At 71.8% G+C, this 15,813-nt stretch carries 16 protein-coding genes and 1 tRNA gene; 10 read left to right on the top strand and 7 right to left on the bottom strand.

What is annotated here, in order from left to right:
- Positions 1-12: 12 nt before the first annotated feature.
- The gene (locus tag J3R08_RS31395) at positions 13-465 is read right to left on the bottom strand and encodes a hypothetical protein (RefSeq protein WP_209963878.1); all 453 of its coding nucleotides are present in this window, start codon (positions 463-465) and stop codon (positions 13-15) included.
- A gap of 97 nt (positions 466-562) precedes the next feature.
- On the bottom strand, positions 563-850 hold the full coding sequence (locus J3R08_RS31400) for a hypothetical protein (protein ID WP_030500482.1): 288 nt from the start codon (positions 848-850) through the stop codon (positions 563-565).
- 610 nt (positions 851-1,460) lie between these two features.
- On the opposite strand from J3R08_RS31400, the gene J3R08_RS31405 reads away from it, so the two are divergent.
- From J3R08_RS31405 to J3R08_RS31415, 3 genes are all read left to right on the top strand, one after another.
- Positions 1,461-2,342 carry a helix-turn-helix transcriptional regulator gene (locus J3R08_RS31405; protein ID WP_043327628.1) on the top strand — a complete coding sequence of 294 codons (882 nt, stop codon included), beginning with the start codon at positions 1,461-1,463 and terminating at the stop codon, positions 2,340-2,342.
- Positions 2,312-2,533 (top strand): DUF397 domain-containing protein, encoded by a 222-nt coding sequence (locus tag J3R08_RS31410; RefSeq protein ID WP_043327627.1) that lies wholly within the window; start codon positions 2,312-2,314, stop codon positions 2,531-2,533. Before J3R08_RS31405 ends, J3R08_RS31410 begins: the two co-directional genes overlap by 31 nt.
- A gap of 136 nt (positions 2,534-2,669) precedes the next feature.
- Complete coding sequence (locus tag J3R08_RS31415; RefSeq protein ID WP_043327626.1) at positions 2,670-3,068, top strand: hypothetical protein; 399 nt, start codon at positions 2,670-2,672, stop codon at positions 3,066-3,068.
- Here the strand turns inward: J3R08_RS31415 and J3R08_RS31420 are convergent.
- From J3R08_RS31420 to J3R08_RS31435, 4 genes are all read right to left on the bottom strand, one after another.
- A complete protein-coding gene (locus tag J3R08_RS31420) occupies positions 3,036-3,638 on the bottom strand; it encodes a hypothetical protein (RefSeq protein ID WP_043327625.1) in 603 nt (200 codons plus the stop codon). The genes J3R08_RS31415 and J3R08_RS31420 overlap by 33 nt on opposite strands.
- Positions 3,639-3,731: 93 nt before the next feature.
- A complete protein-coding gene (locus J3R08_RS31425; protein WP_069088773.1) occupies positions 3,732-4,538 on the bottom strand; it encodes a WecB/TagA/CpsF family glycosyltransferase in 807 nt (268 codons plus the stop codon).
- Positions 4,535-5,644: an NAD-dependent epimerase/dehydratase family protein gene (locus tag J3R08_RS31430; RefSeq protein WP_051611303.1), complete on the bottom strand. Its 1,110-nt coding sequence runs from the start codon at positions 5,642-5,644 to the stop codon at positions 4,535-4,537. The genes J3R08_RS31425 and J3R08_RS31430 overlap by 4 nt, the downstream gene beginning before the upstream one ends.
- Positions 5,645-5,715: 71 nt before the next feature.
- Positions 5,716-5,801: transfer RNA gene (locus J3R08_RS31435), tRNA-Leu, on the bottom strand.
- A 209-nt stretch (positions 5,802-6,010) separates the two neighbouring features.
- On the opposite strand from J3R08_RS31435, the gene J3R08_RS31440 reads away from it, so the two are divergent.
- The 7 genes from J3R08_RS31440 to pknB are packed head-to-tail and all read left to right on the top strand — an operon-like array spanning position 6,011 to position 14,988.
- On the top strand, positions 6,011-6,799 hold the full coding sequence (locus J3R08_RS31440; RefSeq protein ID WP_026267912.1) for a DUF3662 and FHA domain-containing protein: 789 nt from the start codon (positions 6,011-6,013) through the stop codon (positions 6,797-6,799).
- Positions 6,800-6,805: 6 nt separating this feature from the next.
- Positions 6,806-7,291: an FHA domain-containing protein gene (locus J3R08_RS31445; RefSeq protein WP_030500489.1), complete on the top strand. Its 486-nt coding sequence runs from the start codon at positions 6,806-6,808 to the stop codon at positions 7,289-7,291.
- Positions 7,288-8,733 (top strand): PP2C family serine/threonine-protein phosphatase, encoded by a 1,446-nt coding sequence (locus J3R08_RS31450; protein WP_064447998.1) that lies wholly within the window; start codon positions 7,288-7,290, stop codon positions 8,731-8,733. Before J3R08_RS31445 ends, J3R08_RS31450 begins: the two co-directional genes overlap by 4 nt.
- 28 nt (positions 8,734-8,761) lie before the next feature.
- Positions 8,762-10,252 (top strand): FtsW/RodA/SpoVE family cell cycle protein, encoded by a 1,491-nt coding sequence (locus tag J3R08_RS31455; protein WP_043327622.1) that lies wholly within the window; start codon positions 8,762-8,764, stop codon positions 10,250-10,252.
- Positions 10,249-11,757 carry a penicillin-binding protein 2 gene (locus J3R08_RS31460; RefSeq protein ID WP_064447997.1) on the top strand — a complete coding sequence of 503 codons (1,509 nt, stop codon included), beginning with the start codon at positions 10,249-10,251 and terminating at the stop codon, positions 11,755-11,757. The genes J3R08_RS31455 and J3R08_RS31460 overlap by 4 nt, the downstream gene beginning before the upstream one ends.
- A 1-nt stretch (position 11,758) precedes the next feature.
- On the top strand, positions 11,759-13,156 hold the full coding sequence (locus tag J3R08_RS31465; protein WP_043327620.1) for a serine/threonine-protein kinase: 1,398 nt from the start codon (positions 11,759-11,761) through the stop codon (positions 13,154-13,156).
- The gene (gene pknB, locus J3R08_RS31470; protein ID WP_113972300.1) at positions 13,153-14,988 is read left to right on the top strand and encodes a Stk1 family PASTA domain-containing Ser/Thr kinase; all 1,836 of its coding nucleotides are present in this window, start codon (positions 13,153-13,155) and stop codon (positions 14,986-14,988) included. Before J3R08_RS31465 ends, pknB begins: the two co-directional genes overlap by 4 nt.
- Before the next feature lie 174 nt (positions 14,989-15,162).
- Here the strand turns inward: pknB and J3R08_RS31475 are convergent, their stop codons facing one another.
- Positions 15,163-15,813 (bottom strand): aminodeoxychorismate/anthranilate synthase component II, encoded by a 651-nt coding sequence (locus J3R08_RS31475; RefSeq protein WP_209963880.1) that lies wholly within the window; start codon positions 15,811-15,813, stop codon positions 15,163-15,165.

Genomic DNA, 15,813 nt, shown 5'->3' on the forward strand with positions numbered 1-15,813 from the left:
GCGTCGGAACGTTCACCACTGACGCCGGCGGGCGCCGACCAGCCCGAGGCCGGCGAGTGAGATGGCGAGCCCGAGCAGGCCGGAGTAGAACAGCGACCGGCTGAGGTCGTCGGTGGGGTCGGTGGGCCGCTCGGCGAGCGTGCCCTCGCCGCCTCCGGTGCCCGCGGGCGGCGCGTCGGCCTCCGGATCGTCCTCGTCCTGCGACGGGCCGGTGGGAGACCAGCCGTCGTCCTCGCCGGCCGCCGGCCGGGCGTCCTCGCCGGATGCGGCTCGGCCGTCCTCACCGGCCACGGTGATCTCCGGGGCCGGTACCGGCTCGGCGAGCTGCTGGGTGGCGGAGAAGGCGGGGTGCCGCACCACGAGCGCGAGCGCGGTGGCCACGACGAGGAAGGCGAACAGCCCGAGGGCATAGCCGACACGGGACCGGTGGTGCCGCCGCGCGGCGGGCAGATTGACCATGACCATCCCAGGTTCAGGGTCCGTGGCGCGCGGGTGGAACATGCCGGGGCGGGCGTACCGATTCTATGGCGTCGGCACGCCCTCCCGACCGGGAATCGTGAGGTCAGCCCACCCGGACCGGAGTCCGGACCACCGGGCGGCGGGCCGTCCGGACGGTGTGCTGCCGGGGAACCGGCGCAGCGTGGACCTGCTGCAACCCCTCTTCGAGTACGAAGATCGACCGCCGGTTGACCGCGTCCCCCGCCGCGTTCAACTCGTAGCCGTCGAGCCAGAGCCAACCGTCGTAGGTCGGCCAGTCGAGAATCCGGATCACCCGGAACATGATCGGTCGGAAGAACTGGACACTCGCCGCGCGCGTCACGTGCAGTACGTCACCGGAGCGGGGAAGCACATGGGCTCCTGGGGAGGGTCGGCCGGTCGTCGGGACCGGCGAGGCTGAACGAGGTCGGTGCGGTCCGGTGACGGGGGTCTGCCTCGTGGACCGGCGGTCGTTTGGCGGTGCTGGTCGGGCCGTACCCGCGGTGGCGGACCGCCACCCGACCATCACCCGGCTGCTCCCGGTTACCGCTCCCGCCGCCGCAGCCAAGCTGGCTTGCAGCGACGGGGTCTTCATTCCGGGGCAGGTCGCACGGCGCGGGACGGCTCCCCTCCGGCCGTCCCACGGACCGCGGTGTCACCACGCCCGGAGATCGTTCGAAGACGGTGAGTAACCCGTGCCATACGGACAGAGTGCTACAGCGACGTGCGACATGCAAGTTGCACGTCGTGTTTTGCGGATAGGTGAGGAGGACACGTGAACGGGAAACTTGAAGCGTCAGGTATCGGGGCGTCACACTGGACGCCGGTTTCGCCCGTCGCGGCCGGTCGACGACCGGCACCACCCCTGCCGCGAACGCTCGCCCGCCGCCCGCCGGTCGCGCCCGCGGTGGGTGCGGAATCGGGGCGCGACCGACCGGAGGTAGCCGGGTGACTGTGACGCAGTCGCGAGCCGAGGAGATGCCGTGACCGAACGGCGCAGCCCCACCATCCGGCGGCGCCGGCTGGGGGCGGAACTCCGCCGGCAGCGCGAGGCCGCGGGCATCACCATAGAAGCGGTGGCCGAGCAGTTGGAGTGCTCGGCGTCGAAGGTCTCCCGGATCGAGACCGGCCACACCACCGCCACGCCGCGCGACGTGCGCGACATGCTCCGTATCTACGGAGTCGTCGGCGCGGAGAGCGACGAGCTGGTGCAGATCGCCCGTGAGGCCCGGCAGAAGGGCTGGTGGCATCCGTACAGCACGGTGCTGGTCGGGGCGTACGTCGGCCTGGAAGCCGCGGCCAGCTCCATCCGGGCGTACGAGCAGCAGGTCGTGCCGGGGCTGCTGGAGACCGAGGAGTACGCCGGCGCGATGATCCGGGCGGCCCGGCCGGACTTCACCGCCGAACAAGTAGACCAACGGGTGCGTGTCCGATTGGGCCGTCAGTCGTTGTTGACGCAGGACGATCCGGTCGATCTGTGGGTGGTGCTCGATGAGGCGGTGCTGAGCAGGCCGGTTGGCGGCGACGCGGTGATGCGTGGTCAGCTCAAGCGGCTGGTGGAGGTGGCTGAACTGCCGAACGTGACAGTGCAGGTCCTGCCCTTCGAGGTGGGCGCGCACGCGGGCATGGACGGCACCTTCACGATCCTCAGCTTCCCCGAGCCGAGTGATCCCGATGTCGTGTACGCGGAGAACGCCACGGGTGGGCTCTTCCTGGAGAAGAGCGACGAACTGCAGAAGTACAGCTTCATCTTCGATCACATTCGAGCAGCGGCCATACGCCCGGAGGAATCCATCGCACATATCGCGAAACTGGCAGAGGAGCCACTGTGGAAATGGCGACCAAGGAGTTCCCCGTGGACCTGACGCAGGCGACGTGGTTCAAGAGCTCGAAGAGCGGGCCGAACTGCGACAACTGCGTGGAGGTCGCGTACGTGACCGGGGCGGTCGGGGTCCGGGACTCGAAGGACAAGACAGGCCCGGCCCTGATCTTCGCTCCGGACGACTGGCAGACCTTCGTCGCCCGCGCCCGGGGCGGCGCGTTCGGCCGGAGCTGACCGGCACCGCAGCGTGGTCCCGTCCGGCAGCGTTGCCGGGCGGGACCATTCGCGTCCGGACGCCGCACCCGTCGCCAGTTTCGATCCGCCTCGTTGAACCGCACGGATCGGCAACCGAACGAGGCAGGCGAGACGGATGACGACGATCGGTTCAGAGAACCTCACCAGCGGCCCGGGCAAGCCCGAGCGGTTCGGTGGCAAGTACCGCGGCGCCCGCCGGGACACCGTCCTCACCGAGGTGGTCTCCGGCGACGGCGAGGAGGCCCGCGAGGGTGGCGTGCCCGAGCAGGCCGCGACGCCGCTGTCCCTGCCGTCGCTGGACCCCAACCCGCTCACCGAGCCGTCGTTCCCGCCGAGCGGCTGGCCGATCGAGCAGCAGGAGTCCCTGGTGGACCATCCGCTGCTGCGCGGTCTGCTGATGGAACTGCCGCCGAAGGGCAGCGTCCCTCCGCCCGGCTGGCTGGACCGATGGTTCGAGGCGACCCGCGCGATCCTGGAGCTGCTATACGTGCAGGGCGCGAGCCGGTCGCGCTGACACCGGCTCGGCCGCCGGCATGGCCCGCTCGGCGAGCCGGTTGTGCCGCAGCGCGTGGCGTACCCCGATCGCGCACACACCGAGCACCGCGACGGTGATCACCGGGCCGGCCACTCCGGGCGCGGCGAGCAGGTCGACGCCGAGCGCCGGCAGCACGGCCACCAGCACCGCGAGCGCCGTCGCCTGCAACGGCAGCGCGATCAGCGGATGCGCCGCGGCCGCGCGCAGCCCGTGCGGGGCGGGCGTTCCCGGCGCCGCCGCGAACGCGCCCGCGCCGGAGCGCAGCCGCCGGACCCGCCGTACCGTGCAGACCGCCACCACGGCCGCCGGCGCCGCCGCGAGGCCGAGCGCGGCGGCGGCCCGGTCCACAGCGGTGTCGCCGGCGCTCTGCAGGCCCGCGGCGAGGACCGCCGCGGTGAGCGCGAGGCCGGTCAGCACCAGGGCGGACAACCATCCGGTACGCCGGCGCAGCGCGCGGGCGCGGTCGAGCCCGGGCAGGCCCTCCGCGACCAGTCCGGCGGCGAGCCAGACGGCGGCGACGGGAAGCAGTACGGCGAGGCGGTCATCCATGCCCCTCAGCCTTGCCCGTTTCGACGTTCGCCGAATCCGGGACGGCACCCCGGTTCGTCCCGTATCCGGGCCCGTAGGGGTCGTCGGGGCGGGTCAGACGTCGAAAGTGGCCGGTCGGGTGGTGGCCGGCGCCGGCGGGGTGGCCTTCCACAGCCCGGTCTTCTGGGCGGCGAGCCGGGCCAGGTAGGCCGGGTTGAGGATGACGTACCGGCGCCACAGGCGCTTGGGCTCCAGGCCGAGGCGCCAGAACCACTCCAGCCCGGCGCGCTGCATCCACGGTGGCGGGTTGCGCAGCAGACCGGCGTGGTAGTCGAACGCCGCGCCGACAGCCATCAGCGGCATGTCCAGCAGCGGGCGCATGGCGTACGCGAAGACCTCCTGGCGCGGGCAGCCCAGCCCGACCAGGACGAGGCGGGCGCCGCTGGCCCGGATCCGGTCGGCGATCTCGGCGTCCTCGCCCGGGGTGGCGGCGCGGAACTTGGACGGCTCGACCCCGGCGATCTTCAGCGCGGGGAACTTGCGCTCCAGCGCCGGGACCAGCCGGGACAGCGTCTCCTCGGTGGAGCCGTAGAGGTAGACCGGCAGCCCCTCCTCGGCGAACCGGGCGAGCACCCGCAGGGTCAGCTCCGGGCCGTAGACGCGGTCGGTGAGCCCGGCGCCGTGCAGCAGGTTGAGCGCCCAGCGCACCGGCTGACCGTCCGGGGTGACCACGTCGAACGAGTTGAGCCGGGCGTTGTGCGCCGGGTCGAGTACGCCGGTCATCACGCCGTGCACGGCGAGCGCGGTGAGCGCCAGTGGGCGGCGTTCGTGCGCGGCCGAGACCACGGCCTCGGTGGCCCGGGCGTAGTCGGTCGCGTCGACCCCGACGCCGAGGACGTTGCGCTTGGTCCCGGCGCTCATGCCTTCGGCACCCACTTGTCGACGTTGGCCTCGTAGATCTCGCGGAGGATCATCGGCACGTCGTACGTGATCTTCCAGGACGGGTAGTGCTCCTCGAAGCGGGCCATGCTGCTGACGTACCACTGGTGGTCGCCGGTGCGGGCCTGCTCGACGTAGTTGATCCGGGCCTCGCGGCCGGTGATCTCCTGGGCGATCCGGAACGCCTCGATGTGCGAGGTGTTCGAGTGCCGGCCGCCGCCGAGGTTGTAGACCTGGGCCGAGCGCGGCTCGCGGAAGAACGCCTCGAACGCGGTGAGCACGTCGTGCGAGTGGATCGCGTCCCGGACCATCTTCCCCTTGTAGCCGAAGAGGTTGTACGTCCGGCCCTCCATCACGCAGCGCATCAGGTACGCCAGGAAGCCGTGCAGCTCGGCGGCGGAGTGCGCCGGGCCGGTCAGTGTGCCGCCCCGGAAGCAGGCGGTCTTCATGTCGAAGTAACGGCCGTACTCCTGGACCATCACGTCCGAGGCGACCTTCGAGGCGCCGAAGATCGAGTGCAGCGACTCGTCGATCGACATGTCCTCGGTGATGCCGTCGTACCAGCGGTGGTCCTCGGGCAGCTCGTAGCGGGTCTCCAGCTCGATCAGCGGCAGCGAGTTGGGCCGGTCGCCGTACACCTTGTTGGTGGAGCAGTGGATGAACGGCGCGTCGATCGCGTGCCGCCGGGTGTACTCCAGCACGTTGAGCGTGCCGCCGGCGTTCACGTCGAAGTCGGTGAACGGCTCCTTGGCGGCCCAGTCGTGGCTCGGCTGGGCGGCGCTGTGGATCACCACGGCGATGTCCTTGCCGTACCGCTTGAAGACCTGCTCCAGGCCGTCCCGGTCGCGGATGTCCACGGCGTGGTGGGTGTACGCGGAGCCGAGGTCGGCGGCGAGCCGGTCCAGGCTCCAGGCGGTCGAGCCGTCCTCGCCGAAGAAGTACCGCCGCATGTCGTTGTCGATGCCGACCACGTCGAGACCCAGTCCGGCGAAGTGCCGGGCCGCCTCGGAGCCGATCAGACCGCCGGAACCGGTCACCAACGCGACAGTCACACGCCACTCCTGGTCCGTGGGAGGCAGGGAAACCATCGGAGCATAGCGTGACGTCCGAAACGCCCCGATACGAAGCAAGGGCCCCGCTGTCTGCGGAGCCCTTGTTCTGGTGGGGATGGGGGGAGTTGAACCCCCACGTCCTTTCGGACACACGGACCTGAACCGTGCGCGTCTGCCATTCCGCCACATCCCCGTGGCACGACCCGGAACACCATATCGCATCCCGCGCCCGCCATCTGCGACGGGTGCCGGGACATATTACGCTGTCCACTGGCCACGCCACGAACGATCACCGCTCGTGGCGGGCGAAACTTTAGCACGTCCGCGGGCCTGGTCACGAACGGGCCGACGGCAGCCGGCCGAGCGGCGTGTGAGCTGCGGAGGCGGTGTCCGGATACCATCATTGCCTCGGGACCCGAGGAGGAGCCGGTGAGCGTGCTGCAACGCTTCGAGAAGCGTCTGGAAGGCCTGGTCGAGGGGGCCTTCGCCAAGGTCTTCAAAGGGGTGGTCCACCCCGTGGAGATCCTCAACGCCATGCAGCGGGAGGCCGAGGCGCACAAGGCGATCCTGGCCGGTGGGCGCACCCTTGTGCCCAACCGCTACGTGATCGATCTCTCGCCCTACGACCACAGTCGGCTGGCGCCGTACGCTGCCGCGCTGGCCCAGGAGCTGGCGCAGTCGCAGGCCGAGTTCATCGGCGAGCAGGCGTGGACGGTCTACGGCGACGTGATCGTCGAGGTCGAGCGCGGTGAGGGCCTGGACACCGGCATGTTCCGGGTCACCGCCGAGGTCTACACCGGCGGGGACGTCGCCCCGGTCTCCGCGCCCGGCGGCTACGACGCCGGCCCGGCGTACCCGGCGTACGACCAGGGCGGCGGCTACGGCCCTCCGCCCGGTCACGGCGGTGGCCGCAACGTCCGCCTGGTCTCCGGCGACGGCCGCACCTACCCCCTCCAGATGGGCTCGACCGTGATCGGCCGCGGCGACCAGGCCAACCTGCGCCTGCCCGACGTCGGCATCTCGCGACGCCACGCCCGGCTGGACTTCGACGGCGGGCAGGTCGTGCTGACCGACCTGGGCTCCACGAACGGCACGATGGTCAACGGCCAGCGCGTCTCGGCGGTCGCCCTCAACCCCGGCGACATGATCCAGCTCGGCACCACGACGCTGACCTTCCGCGTGGACGGCTGATCCCCGTTGCCGGAGCTCGTCATCACCGTCGCCCGGTTCGGGTTCCTCATCCTGCTGTGGATCTTCGTGTTCACGGTCGTCGGTGTGATCCGCCGGGACCTGTTCGCGGGCGCCCGGTCGGGCCGCCTGGTGGCCGCGCCGCGGGGGATCGGCGCGTCGACCGGGCAGGCGGGGAAGCCGGCGAAGGCCAAGCGCGGCCGGGCCGCCCACCAGCTCGTGGTCACCGCCGGCCAGCTGGCCGGCACCCGGATCACGCTCGGCGAGGCCCAGATCACCATCGGCCGGGCGGAGGACTCGACGCTGGTGATCACCGACGACTACGCCTCGGCGCGACACGCCCGGCTGGTGCCCCGTGAGGGGCAGTGGTACGTCGAGGACCTCGGATCGACTAACGGCACCTATCTCGATCGCGCTAAGGTCACCGGACCAACCCCCGTCCCCCTCGGCGTGCCGATCCGGATCGGCCGCACTTCCCTCGAATTACGGCCATGACTCTGACCCTGCGCTACGCGGCCCACAGCGACCGCGGTCTGATCCGAGACGGCAATCAGGATTCCGTCTACGCCGGACCGCGGCTGCTCGCCGTGGCCGACGGCATGGGCGGCATGGCCGCCGGTGACGTCGCCAGCAACATCGTCATCGGTGCCATGGCGCCGCTCGACGAGGACGTCCCCGGTGACGCCCTGGTCGACGCGCTCCGCTCCGCCGTGGGCACCGCCAACCAGCAGCTCCGCGACACCGTGGACGCCAACCCGCAGCTGGAGGGGATGGGCACCACGCTCACCGCGACCCTCTTCTCCGGCAGCAAGCTCGGGATGGTCCACATCGGTGACTCGCGGGCCTATCTCCTGCGCAACGGTGAGTTCGCGCAGATCACCAAGGACGACACGTACGTCCAGATGCTCGTCGACGAGGGCCGGATCAGCGCGGAGGAGGCGAGCAGCCACCCCCAGCGCTCGCTGCTCACCCGGGCGCTCGACGGCCGCGACATCGACCCGGAGTACAGCGTCCGGCAGGTGCTGCCCGGCGACCGCTACCTGATCTGCTCCGACGGGCTCTCCGGCGTGGTCAGCGCGGACACCATCGCCGACACCATGCGGGAGTACCCCGACCCGCAGCGGTGCGTGGAACGCCTGGTGCAGCTCGCGCTGCGCGGCGGCGGCCCGGACAACATCACCGTGATCATCGCCGACGCCACCGACCAGGACATCGTCGAGGCGTCCCCGATCGTGGGCGGCGCCGCCGCCCGGGACCGCGGCATGGCGACCTCGGCCGACGACTCCACCCCGGCCGCCCGCGCCTCGGCGCTGTCCGCGCCCCGGCCACCCGTCCCCGAGGAGCCGGCGGACAACCGCGACGACGAGCCCGACGGCCGGCGCCGCCGACCGCTGCGCACCGTCGCGATGGTGCTGGCGCTCGCGGTCATCGTCGGCGGCGGCGTGTTCGGCGGCTGGACGTACACCCAGCGGCAGTACTACGTCGGCGCCACCGACGACGGCCAGCTCGCGGTCTTCCGCGGCGTGCCCGGCCAGGTCGCCGGGCTGGACCTGTCGAACGTGCACGAGCGCAGCGACGCCCGGCTCGACGACCTGACGCTGGCCGCCCAGGAGCGGGTGAAGCAGGGTATCCAGGCCCGCAACGAGCCGGACGCCGAGCGCCGGCTGGCGGAGCTGACCAGCGACGACCCGGGCAACCCGAACCTCAAGCCGCTCTGCCCGCCCGACCCGACGCCCGGTGTGACCAGTCCGACGCCGGTGGCCACCACCGACCCGCTGCCCCCGCCGAGCGGCAGCCCGCTCCCGTCCACGCCGCCCGTGGGCGCGTCGACGCCCACCCCCGACGCGCCGACGCCGACGTTCACCACCACGCCCGACGCCGTTCCCTCCGACACCGTTCCGCCGGCCGATCCGGCGGGTTGCCGGTCGCCGCAGTGAGTGCCGGCTCGATCCCGAGGACGTATCCGTGACCGCAGCCGCCGTACCGGCCGCCTCGCCCGCTTCGACGGGCGAGCAGTCCGGCGTACGCCTGGCCCGGTCCCGGCGTAACGCCGAGCTGTCCCTGCTCCTGCTCGCCATGGTGCTCGTGGCGGCGTACGCGGCGATGGTCGAGGCGAAGGCGCTGGACACGATCACGTCCGACTTCTGGATCCCGGCCGCCGCGCTGGGGCTGGTCTTCCTCGGCCTGCACCTGGTGATCCGCTGGCTGGCGCCGTACGCCGATCCGGCGCTGCTGCCGGCGGTGGCCCTGCTCAACGGCATCGGCGTGGGCTTCCTGCGCCGGTACGACCTGGCCAAGGCCGCGCCCGCGGAGCGGGAGGACCTGGCCATCTTCGCCGGCACCGGTGGCCGGCAGCTCGCCTGGACGCTGGCCGCCGTGGTGCTTGCCGCCGGGCTGCTGGCGATCCTGCGCGACCACCGGTCGCTGTCCCGGTACGCGTACACGCTGGGCCTGGCCGGCATCGTGCTGGTGATGATCCCGGCGGTGCTGCCCAGCCGCTTCTCCGAGATCAACGGCGCCAAGCTGTGGATCAAGTTCGGCGGGTTCTCCATCCAGCCGGGCGAGTTCGCCAAGCTGGCCCTGCTCACGTTCTTCGCCTACTACCTGGTGCGCAAGCGTGAGGTGCTCTCGCTCGCCAGCCGGCGGGTGCTCGGCATCGACTTCCCGCGCGGGCGCGACCTCGGCCCGGTGCTGGTGGTGTGGCTGGTCAGCCTCCTGGTCCTGATCTTCGAGAAGGACCTGGGCACCTCGCTGCTCTACTTCGGCATGTTCGTGGTGACGCTCTACATCGCCACCGAGCGGGTCAGCTGGCTGCTCATCGGTCTGATCCTGTTCTTCGGCGGCGCCTATCTGGCGTACGTGCTGGGCAGCACCGTGGGCGGCCCGTTCGCGAACTTCTACGACCGGGCGCAGATCTGGCTCGACCCGTTCGCCGAGCCGTACGACCGGGGTTACCAGTTGGTGCAGGGCCTGCTCACGCTCGGCACCGGCGGTCTGTTCGGGGCCGGTCCGGGTGGCGGCCAGCCGACGCTGCTGCCCGAGGTGCAGACCGACTTCATCTTCGCCGGCATCGGTGAGGAGATCGGCCTGTTCGGTCTCTCCGCGCTGCTGGTGATCTACCTGCTGATCGTGGAGCGGGGCCTGCGCGCCGCGCTGGCGGTGCGGGACTCGTTCGGCAAGCTGCTCGCCGGTGGCCTGGCGTTCACGCTGGGCCTGCAGGTCTTCGTCATCGTCGGCGGCATCAGCAAGCTCATCCCGCTGACCGGCCAGACCACCCCGTTCCTGTCCGCCGGTGGCTCCTCGCTGATGGCGAACTGGCTGCTGATCGCGGTGCTGCTGCGCGTCTCCGACGGTGCCCGCCGACCGGTGACCGGTGGTGGCGGCCCGGCGGCCCGGCCGTCCGGTGGTCCACCCGAGCAGTTGCACGGCGCCCCGACGGAGGTGATCCGACCGTGAACGCCCCCCTGCGCCGCGTCGGCGTGGTCGTGATGGTCCTGTTCGGGCTCCTCTTCGCGAACCTGAACTGGATCCAGGCCTACAAGGCCGACGAATACCGCAACAGCGACTACAACGGCCGGGTCCAGGTCGCCGAGTACGACCGCAAGCGCGGCAACATCGAGGTCGGCGGCACCGCGTACGCGCTCAGCAAGGAGACCGGCGGTGAGCTGAAGTACCAGCGCACCTACCCGGGCGGCGAGATGTACGCGCACGTGCTCGGCTGGAAGCCGGTAAACGGCAGCGCGAGCGGTATCGAGCGGGTGGAGAACGACTTCCTCGCCGGCACCAGCGACGCGCTCATCGCCAACCGGATCAAGGACATGTTCACCGGTGACGAGACCGGTGGCGGCAACGTGGTGCTGACGCTGTCGAAGCGGGCCCAGGAGACGGCGTACAAGCAGCTGAACGACAACCAGGTGGGCGCGAAGAAGGGCGCGGCGATCGCTATCGACCCGCGTACCGGCGCGGTGCAGGCGCTGGTCTCCATGCCGAGCTTCGACCCGAACCCGCTGGCCAGCCACAACAGCACCGAGGCGGACCGGGCGTACAACGCGCTGGAGAAGGACAAGGACCGGCCGCTGGCGAACCGGGCGCTGTCCGAGACGCTGCCGCCGGGCTCCACCTTCAAGATCATCATGGCGGCGGCCGCGCTGGAGAACGGCGTCGGCCAGCAGACCCGCATCCCGGCCGGCTCCAGCTACACCGCGCCCGGCGCCGGGCAGCCGATCCGCAACGCCGCGCCGTCGATCTGCCCCGAGTCGCAGGTGACGCTGCGCGAGGCGGTCACCGAGTCCTGCAACACCGGCTTCGCCCAGCTCGGCGTACGGCTCGGCGCGGACAAGGTGAAGGAGAAGGCCAAGCAGTTCGGCTTCGAGCAGGACGACCTCACCGTCGGCCAGCTCGGCGAGGGTGGCCTGCCGGTGGCGGCCAGCCGCACCGGCGACATGCAGAACCCGGACGGCAGCACCGACCCGGCGGCGCTCGCCCAGTCGTCGATCGGCCAGAACAACGTGCGGATGACGCCGCTGCAGGGCGCGCTGATCGCTGCCGCGGTGGCGAACAAGGACGGCAAGCAGATGCGTCCGTACCTGGTCAAGCAGTTGCTCGGGCCGGACCGCACCACCGTCTACGACCCCGCCCAGCCGCGCGAGCTGCGCCGCCCGATCAGCGGTCAGGTCGCGGCCGACCTGCGCGACATGATGCAGAACGTGGTGAAGGAGGGCACCGGCCGCCGGGCCGCCATCGACGGCTACCTGGTGGGCGGCAAGACCGGTACCGCGCAGTCCGGCCCGAACACCCCGGACCACGGCTGGTTCATCGGCTTCGCGCTGGACAAGGACGGCACGCCGCTGTCCGCCGTCTGCGTCGAGCTGGAGCAGGCGGGCAACGGCGGCAGCGCCGAGGCGGCCCGCATCGCCGGCCGGATCATGGCGGCGGCCATCGCGGACTCCGGGAGGCGCTGACGTGCTGAGCCCGGGGGTGAAGCTCGGCAACCGCTACCGCCTCGACGAGCGGATCGCCAGCGGTGGCATGGGCGACGTGTGGCGCGGCACCGACCAGGTGCTGGGCCGTACCGTCGCGGTCAAGAGCCTGCTCCCCGCGCTGCTGGACGAGCCGGGCTTCGCCGAGCGGTTCCGGGGCGAGGCGCGGACCATGGCGACCATCAACCACCCGGGCGTGGTCGACGTCTACGACTTCGGCAGCGACCAGCACATCGCGTTCCTGGTGATGGAGTACGTCGAGGGCGACGCGCTGTCGGCCACGCTCAGCCGGGTCGGCCGGCTGACCCCGGCGCGGACCATGGCGCTGCTGGCCCAGGCCGCCGACGCGCTGCACGCGGCGCACGAGAAGGGCATCGTGCACCGTGACGTGAAGCCCGGCAACCTGCTGGTCCGGCCGAACGGCACGCTCGTGCTCACCGACTTCGGCATCGCCCGCTCCGAGCTGGTCGGCCAGCTCACCGCCGCCGGCTCGGTGCTCGGCACCGCCTCGTACATCTCGCCGGAGCAGGCGACCGGCGCGGTGGCCACGCCCGCCTCGGACGTCTACGCGCTCGGCGTGGTCGCGTACCAGTGCCTCGCCGGCCGGCGCCCCTTCGAGGGGGACAACCCGCTCGAAATCGCCATGAAGCACGTACGGGAGACGCCCCGGGCGCTTCCGGCCGACATCCCGCCGCAGGTCCGGGCCATCGTGGAGCGGGCCATGGCGAAGGACCCTTCCGCCCGCTGGCCCAGCGCCGCCGCGCTGGCGAGCATCGCCCGGCAGGCCAAGCTCGCGCTCTCCCAGGCGGCCCGTGCCGGACGGCCCATCTCGGCCGCGCCCGCCTCACCGGCCGCACCCGTCGCACGCGCTCAGGTGCCGACCGCTCCCCGGCCGCAGCCACCGGCCGCCGCCGCGCATCCGCAGCCCCGTCCGCCGGTCTCCCCGGCCCGTCCGCCCGTTTCGCCGGCCCGCCCGCCGGTGACGCAGCGCCCGGCCGTGATCGCCCACCCGGCCCCGATGCCCCGCCCGCCGGTGGCGCCGCGTGGCGCGGCACCCGTACCGCAGCGGCCCGTGCCCCAGCACAACCCCATGCCGTACGCGCGCCCGGCCGCCCCGCCCCCGCCCCGGCGCTCCCGGTCCGGGCTCTGGACGACGGCGATCGTGGTGGCCGTACTGGTCATCCTCTGCTCGGGCGTGATTTCGTTCCTGTACCGGAAATACGGTGCTACCGCATCCGCTCCGGCGAGTGTGAGCGTGACCTCCGGCGCGGTGCGGCCGCACGGAGGCGACTATCCGGTCCGCACGTCGTACCGTCGTGAGGTACGCCTCCTGCCGGCCGACGGCGGTACGACGACGAGCGAAGGACGAGACACGCGATGACAGCGCAGGCCCGCCTGCTCGGTGGCAGGTATCAGGTCGGCGAGCTGCTGGGCTACGGCGGCATGGCCGAGGTGCACCGCGGCCGCGACCTCCGGCTCGGGCGGGATGTCGCGATCAAGATGCTCCGTGCCGACCTGGCCCGGGATGCCACCTTCCAGATGCGGTTCCGCCGCGAGGCCCAGAACGCCGCCTCGCTGAACCACCCGGCCATCGTCGCCGTCTACGACACCGGTGAGGAAACCGGCCCGACGGGCGAAACCCTGCCGTTCATCGTGATGGAGTTCGTGAACGGCAGGACGCTCAAGGAGGTCCTCGGCGTCGAGGGGCGGCTCCAGCCGCGCCGGGCGCTGGAGATCTGCGCCGACATGTGCGCGGCGCTGGAGTTCAGCCACCGGCACGGGATCATCCACCGGGACATCAAGCCCGGCAACGTGATGCTCACCCAGACCGGCCAGGTCAAGGTGATGGACTTCGGCATCGCCCGCGCGCTGGCCAGCGGCGCCACCACGATGACGCAGACCAGCGCGGTCATCGGCACCGCACAATACCTCTCTCCCGAGCAGGCGCGCGGCGAGGCGGTCGACGCCCGCTCCGACGTCTACGCGGCCGGCTGCGTGCTGTTCGAGCTGCTCTGCGGCCACCCGCCGTTCGTCGGCGACAGCCCGGTCAGCGTCGCGTACCAGCACGTGCGGGAGCAGCCGCCGACGCCGAGCACGATCAACCCGGACGTCAACCCGGCGGTCGACGCCATCGTGCTCAAGGCGCTGTCGAAGAACCCGCTCAACCGCTACCAGAGCGCCGGTGAGATGCGGGCGGACCTGCTCCGCGCCGCTGCCGGCCGGCCGGTGCTGGCCACCCCGGTGATGCCGGCCGAGGAGACCATGCCGATGGGCGCCGCCGCGGGCGGCTACCAGCAGGCGCAGCAGACCCAGATGATGGGCCCGCAGACCCGCCCGCAGCCGGTGGCGCGGGTCGGCGATCCGGGCAAGCGAAAGAGCTCGTCCTGGGTCATCGCGGCGTTCGCCGCGCTCGGCGTGCTCGCGGTGATCGCGCTGGGGACAGCGCTCTGGCTCAACCAGGCCGGCAACGAGAAGGTGTCGGTGCCCCAGCTGGTGGGCCGGTCGGCGGACGACGCGAAGGCCGCGCTCACCCAGGCCGGGCTGCGGTACGGCACAGGCGATCCGGTGCAGAACACCACCTGCGAGAAGGGCTCGGTGGTCGAGCAGAGCCCGACGTTCGGCCAGCGGGTGGACAAGGACACCGAGGTCACCGTCAAGGTCTGCACCGGTCCGGGCCAGGTGACCGTCCCCACCGGGCTGAAGGGCAGTACCTACAACGCCGCGAAGGACCGACTGACGGAACTTGAGCTGGTTCCCGTTCGCGAGGATGTCAACGACAGCGCGCCGGAGGGTCAGGTCATTTCCGTCTCGCCCACCGAGGGCAGCTCGGTCGCCGAGGGCAGCAAGGTGACGCTCAAGGTCTCCAAGGGCAACGTCGGCGAGGTGCCGACCGTCATCGGCTACACCGAGGAGCAGGCGACACAACAGCTCAAGGAGGCCGGCTACACGGTCCGGGTCCGGGAGGGCAACGAGGTCGACCCGTCCCAGGCGGGCAAGGTCAGCAAACAGTCGCCGGCCGGCAAGACGAAGCTGGCCAAGGGCGAGCGGGTGACCATCGAGGTCGACGTGCCGCGCGAGGACGAGGAGCCGACCAGCCCGACGCCGAGCGGCAGCCCCAGCACGACGCCGACCACGCCGGGCGGTGGCGGCGGCAACGGCGGCGGCAGTGGTTTCCCGTTCCCGACCATCGCGCCCAGCCGTACCGAACGCTGAGCATCACCTGACCGACGACGCGGCGGCGTCCCCGATCCCGGGGCCGCCGCCGCGCCCGTCCCAGCGCCCGCTCTCTTCCCCGTCGATCATGAACTTGACGGCGTTCGACGCCCGATTTGTCGCCGTCAAGTTCATGATCGACGGGGCGGGCGGGCGGGGGGAGGAGCGGGCGGGTCAGGCTGCGGCGAAGGCGGCCCGGCGGCGGGCGTCGACCTCGGCGGCCAGCTCCGGGGCACGCTCCAGCGCTTCCGGGAAGCCGCAGGCGGCCAGCCAGTTCGCCAGCATGAGGTGACCGCCCTCGGTCAGCACCGACTCCGGGTGGAACTGCACGCCCTCGATGGGCAGCGTCCGGTGCCGCATCGCCATCACCACGCCGGAGCCGGTCCGGCCGGTGACCTCCAGCTCGTCCGGCAGCGTCTCGGGCAGTACGGCGAGCGAGTGGTAACGGGTGGCGGTGAACGGGTCGGGCAGGCCGGCGAGCACGCCCACGCCGTCGTGGCGTACCTCTGAGGTCTTGCCGTGCAGCAGTTCCGGCGCGCGCGTCACTGTGGCGCCGAACGCCTCGCCGATCGCCTGGTGACCGAGGCAGACGCCGAAGATCGGGAGCTTGCCGGCGTACTCGCGGATGACGTTCAGGCAGATGCCGGCCCGGTCCGGGCTGCCCGGACCGGGCGACAGCAGGATGCCGGCGGCGCCGGTGCGGCCCACCTCGGCGACGTCGATCTCGTCGTTGCGCCGTACGTCGCAGTCGGCCCCGAGCTGGCCGAGATACTGCACGAGGTTGAAGACGAACGAGTCGTAGTTGTCGATCACCAGGACACGCAT

The organism is Micromonospora sp. HB375 (assembly GCF_017872985.1).
GTDB lineage: Bacteria > Actinomycetota > Actinomycetes > Mycobacteriales > Micromonosporaceae > Micromonospora > Micromonospora chalcea.